Annotated in this window: 12 protein-coding genes; 1 reads left to right on the plus strand and 11 read right to left on the minus strand. The window is 51.5% G+C overall.

Annotated elements, in window-relative coordinates; all coding sequences use genetic code 11:
* Positions 1-16 precede the first annotated feature (16 nt).
* Genes OGY68_RS06560 through panE form a run of 3 tightly spaced genes read right to left on the minus strand, consistent with a single transcriptional unit; the run spans position 17 to position 2,596 of the window.
* A complete protein-coding gene (locus tag OGY68_RS06560) occupies positions 17-1,099 on the minus strand; it encodes a hypothetical protein (RefSeq protein WP_057067576.1) in 1,083 nt (360 codons plus the stop codon).
* A 32-nt stretch (positions 1,100-1,131) separates the two neighbouring features.
* Complete coding sequence (yajL, locus tag OGY68_RS06565) at positions 1,132-1,722, minus strand: protein deglycase YajL (RefSeq protein ID WP_057067575.1); 591 nt, start codon at positions 1,720-1,722, stop codon at positions 1,132-1,134.
* The gene (panE, locus tag OGY68_RS06570) at positions 1,685-2,596 is read right to left on the minus strand and encodes a 2-dehydropantoate 2-reductase (RefSeq protein ID WP_057067574.1); all 912 of its coding nucleotides are present in this window, start codon (positions 2,594-2,596) and stop codon (positions 1,685-1,687) included. The genes yajL and panE overlap by 38 nt, the downstream gene beginning before the upstream one ends.
* Before the next feature lie 174 nt (positions 2,597-2,770).
* Between panE and OGY68_RS06575 the strand changes: the two genes are divergently transcribed.
* Positions 2,771-3,262, plus strand: coding sequence for a YajQ family cyclic di-GMP-binding protein (locus tag OGY68_RS06575; protein ID WP_003831002.1), 492 nt, complete (start codon positions 2,771-2,773; stop codon positions 3,260-3,262).
* 46 nt (positions 3,263-3,308) lie between these two features.
* Here the strand turns inward: OGY68_RS06575 and OGY68_RS06580 are convergent, their stop codons facing one another.
* The 8 genes from OGY68_RS06580 to OGY68_RS06615 all read right to left on the minus strand — a co-directional run bounded on the left by OGY68_RS06580 (position 3,309) and on the right by OGY68_RS06615 (position 12,247).
* Positions 3,309-4,673: an MFS transporter gene (locus tag OGY68_RS06580; protein WP_057067573.1), complete on the minus strand. Its 1,365-nt coding sequence runs from the start codon at positions 4,671-4,673 to the stop codon at positions 3,309-3,311.
* Positions 4,674-4,894: 221 nt separating this feature from the next.
* Positions 4,895-5,785 (minus strand): heme o synthase, encoded by an 891-nt coding sequence (cyoE, locus tag OGY68_RS06585; RefSeq protein ID WP_003831005.1) that lies wholly within the window; start codon positions 5,783-5,785, stop codon positions 4,895-4,897.
* 11 nt (positions 5,786-5,796) lie between these two features.
* Positions 5,797-6,126 carry a cytochrome o ubiquinol oxidase subunit IV gene (locus OGY68_RS06590; RefSeq protein ID WP_003831006.1) on the minus strand — a complete coding sequence of 110 codons (330 nt, stop codon included), beginning with the start codon at positions 6,124-6,126 and terminating at the stop codon, positions 5,797-5,799.
* Entirely contained in the window at positions 6,126-6,740 is a 615-nt protein-coding gene (locus OGY68_RS06595; protein WP_003831007.1) for a cytochrome o ubiquinol oxidase subunit III, read from the minus strand. Before OGY68_RS06595 ends, OGY68_RS06590 begins: the two co-directional genes overlap by 1 nt.
* Complete coding sequence (cyoB, locus tag OGY68_RS06600) at positions 6,730-8,721, minus strand: cytochrome o ubiquinol oxidase subunit I (RefSeq protein WP_003831008.1); 1,992 nt, start codon at positions 8,719-8,721, stop codon at positions 6,730-6,732. The genes OGY68_RS06595 and cyoB overlap by 11 nt, the downstream gene beginning before the upstream one ends.
* A 19-nt stretch (positions 8,722-8,740) precedes the next feature.
* Positions 8,741-9,688 carry a cytochrome o ubiquinol oxidase subunit II gene (gene cyoA / locus OGY68_RS06605; RefSeq protein ID WP_032942534.1) on the minus strand — a complete coding sequence of 316 codons (948 nt, stop codon included), beginning with the start codon at positions 9,686-9,688 and terminating at the stop codon, positions 8,741-8,743.
* Positions 9,689-10,148: 460 nt separating this feature from the next.
* Positions 10,149-11,624, minus strand: coding sequence for a muropeptide MFS transporter AmpG (gene ampG / locus OGY68_RS06610; RefSeq protein WP_057067572.1), 1,476 nt, complete (start codon positions 11,622-11,624; stop codon positions 10,149-10,151).
* A 44-nt stretch (positions 11,625-11,668) separates the two neighbouring features.
* Positions 11,669-12,247: a lipoprotein gene (locus OGY68_RS06615; protein ID WP_032941838.1), complete on the minus strand. Its 579-nt coding sequence runs from the start codon at positions 12,245-12,247 to the stop codon at positions 11,669-11,671.
* Between the last annotated feature and the right edge of the window lie 208 nt (positions 12,248-12,455).

Below are 12,455 nucleotides of genomic sequence, written 5' to 3' on the forward strand. Positions count from 1 at the left end.
CGGCAATATAACGATATTATTCAAAACGAACGGGAAGCGTCTTCCCGTTCGACTCCCAGACCCCCTGATAGACACCGTTTTTTAATTCCAGCGTTATCTTCTCTTGCGCTTGTTCAGCCGCAGATGTCTTCAGTTCATAATGTTGATTGTCGGCTATGTCGCATTTGCCGGTCAATTCAATCGGTGCGCCAAATTTTTGGTAAAAGTAAGCCCCTTCAAAAAAATCACCGTATTTGCAGTCCACCTTCAACACAATACGCATGCTTTTTCCCAGTGTGCCGTACATGACTTTGCCGTCAATGCCGGGCGCTGGCGAAACTGGTGTTGTACTCTTTGCGGTAGTCAGATATTGGCCGTACGGTGTGAGCTGATTTTGCAGTTCCGCGGTTGGGATTTTCGTTGTGAAATCACCCAAATCGTCGAGCGCACGGCTGGCGTGGTTGCTACAGCGTCCGTTCAGGAAAGCCAGGTGGTCTTTTTGCAGGGAGAATTTGTCGATGTAGTACAAACCATCGGTGTAGGTTGCGCACGATGCGTAGAATTCGGCATAGTTAAAATCTTCACCTTTATCTTCTTTTATTTGTTCTGGTGTTTGCGAATTATGCGCCGTAACAAAGGTATCGATTTGGCCGCGGATATCTTTTCTGATGCGGGTGTTTAATTCGGCGATTGTAGCCCGGGAAAAGAGATCGTTAAGGGTAATTGCCGCACCGCTGGCTAAATCGAAGCTGATCGGCACATTGTACGACTCGCAATACGCCCCGCAACCTTCAATAAACATGTTGAGCGTCAGGATTTTTGCGTCGCGATACTCAACCGTGTAGTCAAGGTTTGCGGTGGGATTCATGGCTGATTTCGCAAACTGATTTACTGTGGCCTGTGGAGTATTACCCGGTAGCTGATTGATAAAGCTTGCGAAAATATAATCGTTAATGCGTTTTGCAACGTTGGGGTTATCCGTCGAGGAAAACCATGGCACGCGATACTGCATTTCAGTGCTTCCGGGATAGCGATATTCAATACTCTTTATTTCGAGTTGCGTCGCTGTGGCATAACCGGAAAGGAGCAGTAAAGCCACTCCACTCAGATATCCTTTCATTATGATTCCTTATAAGGGAGTGGCTCGAAGATTTACTCGTAGTAGTTATAGATTCCCGCGGCCATAACCAGTTGTGACGCCACCTCGTGAGCTTTTTCGCGACTCACCAGCAGATCAATGATTTTTAAACCGAAATCGATTGAGGTTCCCGGTCCCTGACTGGTTAACAGATTGACGCGCGGATCCCATACGACGCGCTTGTCCTGCCACTGGTCAGCGGGAATTTGGTCTTTCAGCGCCGGAAAACCGGTCATGTTACCGATGGGGAAAATATCGTGTGGGACGAGTACGGTGGCGGCCGCGGCGCAAATTGCCGCGACAATGCGCCCGGAACGATGAAACTGTTTCACGGTTTCGATAAGCAGCGGGCTGTCGCGAAAACACTCGGCGCCTTTAATACCGCCCGGCAGCACGATAATGTCGAAATCGCCGTCAGCAACTTCGACTAATGGCGCATCCGCCAGCAGCTTCACTCCGCGTGAGCACACGATCGTCAGGTCGCCATCGTTGGCGACGCTAGCGGTCGTGACCTTAATTCCGCCGCGCACCAGCAGATCGATAGTGGTGACCGCTTCGGTCTCTTCACTACCAGGGGCGAGACATACCAGTGCTTGAGCGCTCATACTCACTTTCCTTTCTCTTTACCATTTCAAACAGTTGGGCGTTTTCCGGGACGGCGATGCCGTGCGCGCGGGCGCGTTTTAACAAATAACCGGTAATGTAGTCGATCTCAGTATGGCGCAGGGCACGAATGTCTTGCAGCATTGATGAGATATTTTCCGCCGTACTGTCAATCACTTGCTCGACATAATAGCGTAAATCGTCCACAGATGTATGGTGGCCTTCGCGTTCAATGACCGCGGCCACTTCCTCGCAGATGAGTGCTATTTTTTCAGGATGATGTCGTAACTCGCCGTTTGGGCAATCCCATAATGCGGTCAGCGGGTTAATGACGCAGTTGACGGCCAGCTTTCGCCACAGCTCAGCGCGAATAGTGTCGTGCCAGGCGACGTCCGGTAGCACCTCTTGCAGGACTTCAGCCAGATAACTGAAATCACCGTCTTGTTCACGCGCAGGACCAATGCGCGTTGTTCCCTGAGCGACATGAATGATAACGTTGCCGTCACGGCGTGCTGCGTGGGTGGTGGTACCTATCAGCAGAGGTTGCTTAATGTTATGCAGCTCTTCAATTGTCCCCATGCCGTTGTGAATCAGCAGAATGGGAGTAGTTTCAGGCAGAATTGCGGCCAGGCTTTTTACCGCATCAGAAACCTGCCAGGCTTTCAGGGTGACCAGTAGCAGGTCGCTTTTTGCCAAAAAGTCGGGGTCGTTTGCCGTCAGGGATTCATTAAAAACTGACCCATCCGTGTCGATCAGGTTTACGCTGCAATAGGGTTGCGGTACGCGTAGCCACCCTTGCACCTCATGTCCATGTTTGCATAGCGCGGTAAGCCAAAGCTGTCCTAGCGCTCCACATCCCAGTACGGTAATTTTCATTCTTCCTCCTCACCTGCAACAGCACCAGGTGTTAATCCATATCGGCCGTACCCCATTATTGTTCGCAGGTATCAGTACCACGTACAATTAAAGGATACAGCCTAGTATAGCGCTGTCTGTTGGGTAACTTTGCAGGTATTATGCTTCGCATCAAAAATGAAGGGAGAGGAAAAGATGCCATCTTTCGATATTGTCTCTGAAGTTGATCTTCAGGAAGCCCGTAACGCGGTAGATAACGCCAGCCGCGAAGTGGAGTCACGCTTTGATTTTCGTGGCGTTGAAGCGACTTTTGAGCTGAATGAGTCAAATAAGACGATTAAGGTGCTGAGCGAATCTGATTTTCAGGTCAATCAGTTGCTGGATATTCTGCGTGCCAAGCTGCTCAAACGCGGTATTGAAGGCACGTCGCTGGACGTACCAGAAACCTTCGTGCACAGCGGTAAAACCTGGTTTGTTGAAGCTAAGCTGAAACAAGGCATTGAAAGCGCAGTGCAAAAGAAAATCGTTAAGCTGATCAAAGACAGCAAACTGAAGGTGCAGGCGCAGATTCAGGGCGAAGAAATCCGTGTAACCGGCAAGGCGCGTGACGACCTGCAATCCGTTATGGCGCTGGTTCGCGGCGGCGACCTCGGTCAACCGTTCCAGTTCAAGAACTTCCGCGATTAAGTCGTTATGTCAGATGGCGTAAGCCGCCATCTGACAAATCTCATCTTTACGCCTGGCTGATGGCCTGCTCAACCTCAAATCGATTGGTGACTTTGCTGTCGATTTTCACGTAGGCCGAATGTTCTTTCGCGACAATTAACACTTCGCTTATCCCTTCTTTAGCCAGCAGGCGCTGCTTCAGGGTGTCATCCGCAGCAATTTCAGGTGGGATTTCCACCCGCAGGCTGCTGACGTACGGCGGCTCTTTCATTGTACTCGCCACCAATAACCACACTGCCGCCAGAAGCGCACCGGCCAGGAATACGGCCTGACCATCAAACATTTCAACCACCCAACCGCCGAGCGAACCGCCAATCGCCACGCCAAGAAACTGGCTGGTGGAGTAAACGCCCATTGCCGTGCCTTTATAGCCAGCCGGAGACTCTTTACTGATAAGCGAGGGGAGGAGGGCTTCCATCAGGTTGAACGCGAGGAAGAATATCTGCACGCCCGCAATCAACCCCCAGAAACGCACGTTAGCGCTCCACAATACAATCTCTGCAATAAGAATCAGTAACACGCAGGCGAGGAACACGCGTTTCATCTTGCGCTTCACTTCGGCGTAAATGATGAACGGCACCACGGAAACAAAGGACAGCAGCATCGTCACCAGATAAATTTTCCAGTGCTCTGCTGCAGGGAAGCCTGCTTTCGCCAGTTGGCCTGGTAAAGCGACGAAGGTGGACATCAGCAATATGTGCAGACACATGATGCCAAAGTTGAGCTTCAGCAGTTTGGGCTCTGCCAGCACTTTGCTGAAGCTGCCTTTTACCATGCCCGACTCGCGGTTCAGCACGTGGGTAGTGCTATTGGGAACGACCCAAATGGTCAGCACGATACCCGTGGTAGCAAGGGCTGCAATCATCCAGAACAGCGCGTGTAGCCCCAGCGCATGGGTAACGATTGGTCCCAGCACCATCGCAATGGCGAAGGTGATACCAAAGCTGACGCCGATAAACGCCATCGCTTTGGTACGGTTTTGCTCACGGGTTAAGTCGGAAAGCAGCGCCATTACGGCAGCAGCAATCGCGCCAGAGCCTTGTAAAGCCCGACCAAGAATAATGCCCCAGATTGAATCGGAGAGAGCAGCAATTATGCTGCCGAGAACGAATACCGCCAGCCCGCCGACGATAAGTGGCTTACGACCAATGCGGTCAGAGAGCAGGCCAAAGGGGATTTGGAAAACGGCTTGCGCCAGACCATATATGCCGATGGCAAGGCCTATCAGCGCTTCGCTGGCACCCTGTAGCGCCATACCGTACGTGGTCAGAACCGGCAGGACCATAAACATGCCAAGCATGCGCAACGAGAATACGGTCCCTAAACCCCAGGTGGCGCGCAACTCACCGGGCGTCATTTTGTAATCGTTCATTCCCACCTCTGTATTAATTTCGCGCCTAGTGTAAAGCGCTAAGCAGGCTGGGTAAATATGCGCTTTATTAACAAATGTTGGGGTTGTGAGGGGCGTCGGCTGGAGACGAAAATGCCGGATAGCGATCTGAACGTAACTTATCCGGCCTACAAGCTATGTGCTTTTTTGTAGGCCGGATAAGGCGTCAGCCGCCATCCGGCATAGAAGGTGTGACGATTAACTTACCAGACGTAAGTCAGCAGGTTCTGCGAGTTTGGCACCATAAAGTCGACGGACATCATCACGGAAAGCGCGGTAATGGCAATGATGGAGAAACCGAACAGCTTGCGCGCCCAGACTCTGTCATCTTCCACTTTATAACCGCGCAGCGCCATGCCCAACCACCAGACGCTCACCGCCGCGGCAACAATCAGGTATTTATAACCTGCATAGCCGCCCAGGGTTAGCATCAGCGTGGCGATAGCAAACGCCACGATGTACAGCGTGATATGGTTCTTCGCGACCGAAATACCTTTCACCACCGGCAGTACCGGGATGTTGGCAGCCTGATAATCCTTGAAGCGGAAAATCGCAATCGCGTAAGAGTGCGGCATCTGCCACAGGCTGAAAATAGCCAGCAGAATCAACGCACCGCTATCGAACTCACCGGTTACGGCACAGTAGCCAATCACCGGCGGCGCAGCGCCGGAGAGTGAGCCAATCAGCGTGCCATAAACGGAATGACGCTTCATGTACAGGCTATAAACGCCCACATAGACCACGAAGCCCATTACCCCCAGCCAGCAGGCCAGAGGGTTCGCGCCAAACCACAGTAGCATAAAGCCAGCAATACCCAGCAGGGTGGCGTATACCAGCGAGACCGCAGGGGAAATCAGACCTTTAACCAGCACGCGGTTTTTGGTCCTCTCCATCTTCCTGTCGATATCCCTGTCGATGTAGTTGTTAAATACACAACCCGACGCCACAACCAGTGACACCCCAACCAGCGTGTAGATAAACAGGGGATAATCAATGCTGCCTTTCGAGGCCAGCAGGAATCCCCCAATCACCGAGATCAGGTTGCCAAAGATGATGCCTGGTTTCGTTACTTGCAGGTATTGCTTAAACATCATAATCGCCGCTCTTAGTGCATCATCATGTTGTAGTTAAGGTTCCACATAATCCAGATGGAGCCCACAACCAGGATGGCGATGATTAGCACAGTAAAGACAAAGGCCGTCATGTTCCAACCTTCATCAGATTTGCTATTCATGTGCAGGAAGCACACCAGGTGCACCAGAATCTGTACCACTGCCATTGCCAGAATAGTTCCCAGAATGACGGCCGGTGAGGCAGAACCTGTCATCACCATCCAAAACGGAATGACCGTCAGGATGATCGACAGGATAAAACCTGTCATGTAGGTTTTTACGCTGCCATGGGATGCGCCGCCGCTCTCGTTAGAATGACTCATTACATCGCCCCCATCAGATAAACAACAGTGAACACACAGATCCACACCACATCCAGGAAGTGCCAGAACAGGCTCAGGCACATGATGCGGGTACGGTTAGTACTGGTCAGGCCGCGACGAGCAACTTGCACCATCAGCACCGCCATCCAGATAAGACCGGAGGTGACGTGCAGACCGTGAGTACCGACCAGCGCGAAGAACGCAGACAGGAAGCCGCTGCGATCCGGGCCCATACCGTTAACAATCAGGTGATGGAATTCATAGAGTTCCATCCCGATGAATCCGGCACCGAACAAGAAGGTCAACGCCAGCCAGGAGATAACCTGGCTCTTGTTGTTCTTGTACATGGCAATCGCTGCCATGCCGTAAGTAATGGAGCTGAATAACAGCAGGAATGTTTCAACCAGAACGAACGGCAGTTCAAAAATGTCCTTACCTGTCGGGCCACCTGCGGTGCCGTTCACCAGAACGGCATAGGTTGCAAACAGAATAGAGAACAGAATGCAGTCGCTCATCAGGTAGACCCAGAATCCGAAGATCTTGGTCTGGCCTGCATCGTGGTGCCCGTGTTCGTGCGCGTGGGCAGTCGCGTGCGTTAAAGTATCAGTTGCCATTTTTCAGCCCTGCCTTAGTAATCTCATCGAAATGCTGGTTTTCCAGTTTTTCGACTTCCGGGACCGGCACGTAGTAATCCACGTCTTCATCAAAGCTTTTCACAATCCAGCTGATGATCATGCCTGCGAAGCTTGCAATCGCCAGCCACCAGATATGCCAGATCATGGCGAAACCAAACAGTGTTGCGAAGGCGGTAATGACGATACCGGCACCGCTGTTCTTCGGCATATGAATTTCTTCATAGTGCGCAGGCTGCTTGTACGCTTCACCTTTTTCTTTCATTTCCCAGAAGGCATCACGCTCGTGAACGTGCGGCACAACGGCAAAGTTATAGAACGGAGGCGGGGAAGAGGTTGCCCACTCCAGCGTACGACCACCCCATGGGTCACCGGTCAGGTCACGATTCTGCTCGCGGTCGCGAATAGAAACGAAGATCTGAATCAGCTGGCACAGGATACCCAGTGCAATCAGCGCGGCGCCGCAGGCGGCAACGACCAGCATCGGATGGAACTGTGGATCAATCTGCTGGCTGAGGCGACGGGTCATACCCATGAAGCCCAGCACGTACAGTGGCATAAATGCTACGAAGAAGCCGATGATCCAGAACCAGAATGCGCGTTTACCCCAGGTTTCGTTCAGCGTGAAGCCAAACGCTTTTGGCCACCAGTAGGTCATACCAGCGAAACATCCAAATACGACGCCGCCGATGATAACGTTATGGAAGTGCGCAATCAGGAACAGACTGTTGTGCAGAACGAAGTCCGCACCCGGCACCGCCAGCAGTACACCGGTCATGCCGCCGACTGAGAAGGTGACGATAAAGCCAATCGTCCACAGCATTGCTGAGTGGAATACGATACGGCCCTGATACATGGTGAACAGCCAGTTGAAGATCTTCACCCCGGTCGGGATGGCGATAATCATGGTGGTGATACCGAAGAAGGCGTTTACGTTAGCGCCTGCACCCATGGTGAAGAAGTGGTGCAGCCAAACAACGAACGACAGAACGGTGATACACACGGTTGCCCACACCAGCGAGGTGTAACCAAACAGACGTTTACGTGAGAAGGTTGCCGCGATTTCGGAGAACACACCGAAGACTGGCAGAACCAGAATGTACACTTCCGGATGGCCCCAGGCCCAAATCAGGTTGATGTACATCATCATGTTGCCGCCCATATCGTTGGTAAAGAAATGGGTGCCCAGATAGCGATCCAGGGTCAGCAACGCGACGGTAACCGTCAGGATTGGGAAAGAAGCGATAATCAGGATGTTTGCACACAGAGATGCCCAGCTAAACACCGGCATCTTGAACATGGTCATTCCTGGTGCACGCATCTTAATGATGGTCACAAAGAAGTTGATACCGGTTAGGGTTGTACCAATACCGGACAACTGGACTGCCCATATCCAATAATCGACCCCGACGCTTGGACTGTACTCTATTCCCGAAAGTGGCGGATACGCCAGCCAACCGGTCTGCGCGAATTCACCCACGCCCAGAGAAAGGTTAACCAGGATTACGCCGACAACGGTGAACCAGAAGCTCAGGTTGTTCAGGAACGGGAATGCAACGTCACGTGCGCCGATCTGCAGCGGAACCACCAGGTTCATCAGACCGATAACAAATGGCATTGCCACGAAGAAGATCATAATCACGCCGTGAGCCGTGAAGATCTGGTCGTAGTGGTGAGGAGGCAGGAAGCCTGCTTCACCTGCAGAAGCCAGCGCTTGCTGACTACGCATCATGATGGCGTCGGCAAAGCCACGAATCAACATGACGATTGCGACGATGACATACATGATGCCAAGGCGTTTGTGGTCAACAGAAGTCAGCCACTCTTTCCACAGGTAGGTCCACTTACCGAAGTAAGTGATAAGGCCCAGTAAGGCCGCACCACCGATGATAATGGCAGCAATCGTAACCATGACAATAGGTTCATGGAACGGAACTGCATCCAGCGTCAATTTTCCGAACATCGTATTCTTCCTCGGCCCCTTAGTGAGCGGATTCCGCGTGGCTCATGTCCATGCCTTCCATGCCTTCGTGTGCGCTGTGCTCACCTTCGGGTTGGGTCATGTCCATGCTCTTACCGTGAGCCATAAATTTGTTAATAACATCTTTAAACAAATCCGGTTTCACGTTGGAGAAGTATTCCACCTGGTTGTATTCGCTTGGCGCAGCCACTTTCTCGAACGCTGCCATGTCGCTCATGGTGTTCGTGGACTGTTTAGCTTTAGCAACCCATTGGTCGAATTCGGCGCGGTCCTTTGTTGCGATAGCCTTGAACTTCATACCGGAGAAGCCTGGTCCGCTATAACTTGCGGAGATACCATCATAAGTACCGACTTCGTTGGCGATCAGATGCAGTCGAGTCTGCATACCGGCCATGGCATAAATCTGGCTACCCAGACGCGGGATAAAGAAGGAGTTCATCACGGAGTTGGAAGTCACTTTGAATTCAACCGGAGTATTCGCCGGGAAGGCGATTTCATTCACGGTAGCGATACCCTGTTCCGGATAGATGAAGAACCATTTCCAGTCCATGGAAACCACTTCGATGGTAATGGGCTTCTCGTCATGCGCCAGCGGTTTGCTTGGCTCAAGAGCGTGAGTGGTTTTCCAGGTCAGAACGGCAAGGAAAATGATGATTAAGATCGGCACCGTCCAGACCACAGCTTCCACTTTATTGGAGTGTGACCAGTTCGGGCTGTACTTCGCATCTTTATTGCTTGCACGATACTTCCAGGCAAAACCAACAGCCATCAAGATGGCGGGAATAACGACAATCAACATCAGGCCAAATGCCGTCAGTATCAATGACCGTTGTTCCAGTCCAATCTGTCCTTTAGGGTCAAGCAGCGCAGAATTACAGCCACTGAGTAATGCAGTGCCTGCAATTAATGACAACCATCCCAAACTTTTATTGTATTTCCTGAGTCTCATTTAACGACCTCAATTCCACGGGACCGGGTGGCGTTTAAAGTGTGAGGGCATTTTACGGGAAGGTTACATTACTGTAAACATCTCTAGATCTGTGTTACTGGGTTCTGCCGTGCATGTCACATATGTTGCAATATATGTCGCTTTGGCTTTAAGAACCTGTTGCAACATCACGTTATAACGAAAGCGGGCAGGTGGGGGGCGTACTGAGGGCAATTGGTATAACCAATACGAAAATAAAACAATTGATTAACAATTGATTATCAATAAACGGACAATTGAGGAACAAAAAATAAATCTTTCGTGGCTGAATCGAGTAAGGGAAATAGTATATATAAAAGGCGTCAATAATTTCCAAATTCTTTGGCGCACAAAATAACAAATATTATTTTTAGCAGTTGTTGCTTATTTCGCCGTTATAATTACGCAGGGTGATTACAACGGCGATATTAATGCGGTTTTTTTACGCCTGACGCGTTTTTCGCAGTGCCAGATAATCCAGCAATCCACCAAAAACGACCCCGCAGACCGCGACTACCACTGAGACTTCAAGCAGTTCCGGCAGGAAGGAGAAGTTGGTGTAATCCATCGCGTTCATGGTTAACAGCAGCAGCCAAACCAGCAGCAGGCAGCAGCCCACTACCAACGTCATTAATGCCAGACTGTATGCTCCACGAAATTCCGTACGCGGAATAAAGCTTTCATTTTGCCAGCTATGTTCCAGGGTCTGGCGACATACCAGCAGCAGTATCAGGCCGGGGATCGCGGCAAATACGGAGAACAGATAAAACGTCGGCCAGCCGTGTGCTTCGACAAACCAACCCGCTACCGGGCCAACGTAAACGCGACCAACGGCTGAAAGCGCGGAGAGCAGGGCGAACTGGGTCGCTGAGAAGGACTTATTGCACAGCGTCATTAATAAAGCGACAAATGCCGCCGTGCCCATTCCGCCGCACAGGTTTTCAAAGAAGACGGCCGCCGCCATGCTGAACATGTGTTTGTCAGTAATGGACAGTAGCCAGTAGCCCGCATTCGACGCCCCTTGCAGGATGCCGAAAATAAGCAATGCGCGGAACAGAGAAAGGCGCTGCATCAGGATCCCACCGTACAGCGCGCCAACAATGGTCGCCAGTAGCCCCAGCGTCTTATTCACCACGCCAACTTCACCCGCATCAAACCCAACGCCGCGGATTAAAAAGGTGGTGGTCAGGCTCATGGCGAAAGCATCCCCGAGCTTATACAGCACAATAAGCAGCAGGATCAGCCATGCGTTGTTACGACCAAAGAAGTCTCGCAGCGGAGCCGCAACTGCCTGTTCCAGCGTTTTAGGCACTGGAATGGTGTCAGTCGGTTCAGGTGCTAACAGGGTGGCGATGATACAGGGAATCAACAGCGCAGCCATCAGCCAGTACATCCCTTGCCAGCCCAGCCAGCGATCGGCCATCCACAAGGCCAATCCGCCTGAAACCAGCATCCCTAGTCGATAGCCCAGCACGCTAATAGCCGCGCCGGTGCCGCGCTCTTCTGCGGGCAATACGTCGGTTTTCCAGGCATCAAAGACGATATCCTGCGATGCCGAGCAAAAAGCGATCACTACTGCGAGTGCGGCCATCCAGCGTAACTGTGTGCCAGGCTCCAGAAAGCCCATCGCGGCGATAGAAATTAACAACAGCACCTGGGTCGCCAGCAGCCAGCCGCGACGTCGACCTAAAAACGGTGGCGTGTAACGGTCCATCAACGGGGACCAGAGAAATTTAAATACATAGGCCTGACCGACCAGGGAAAAGAAACCGATGGTTTTAAGATCGATATTCTCGACTGTCATCCACGCCTGAAGCGTACCGGAGGTGAGTGCGAGCGGTAAACCGGAGGCGAACCCCAGAATGAGCAGGATAGCTGAACGTGGTTGCTGAAAAATACGTAAGTATTGACTGGACATGGGCTTCTATAGGCCCGACGAACGCCGGGCCATATGGGCAGAAATTAACGAGCGTTCTGCTTGATGAAATCGTGAACGCTGGTGTCCTGAGACATATCAGCGATGGTGTCGGTCAGTACGCTGTTAACGGCGTTAGCGATATTTTTGTTAGAGGCCTGCAGGGCACCTTCAACAGAATAGCTTGCGCGGTAGTTTTTGGTCATCTTGTTGCCATTAGCGGCGGTCGCGATGATGGCGATGTCTGCTTTGGTTGCGATGTTATAGCGCACGCTACCCTGAGACACGTCAGCATACAGCTGGTTAACAATGATTTGCAGGTTGACTGCACCGTTTGGTCCAATCATATAACCACGTGCGGTCATCTGTTTTTCCAGCACTTCTTGTAGCAGGAAACGCAGATCGCGGGACGCGGTCAGGGTTACCAGCTGGTTGTCACGGGTGACTTTTGCCAGCGCTTGATCCTGGCGCTGGTCGGCACCGTTGATGCTAACGGTCACACCCATCAGGCTCGGGTCCTGCTGCGGCAGGGTAATTTTCGGGGAGACTTCAATAGTAGTCGGCGGCGTTGCGCATCCAGCTAACATAAACAGTGCGACAAACGGGACGAGGATTTTTTTAAACATGCCAGGGCTCTCAGCGAATCTAAATTGTATGGTTAGAGAAAATTCCCGCCATCATAACATCGCCAACGATGAGGGGAAGTGGGTAACGCATGTAAATTCATTGTGTTGTCCGTTTTATGACTTTGTGGAGACTATAAACGGACTTTTTGCAATAAATTGGAGTGAGGAATCAGTGAACTTCATCCGTTTGAATGAGAAAATCAGACAA

The sequence above is a fragment of the Citrobacter sp. Cpo065 genome, assembly GCF_030332805.1.
In the GTDB taxonomy this organism is placed as follows: Bacteria; Pseudomonadota; Gammaproteobacteria; order Enterobacterales; family Enterobacteriaceae; genus Citrobacter; species Citrobacter portucalensis.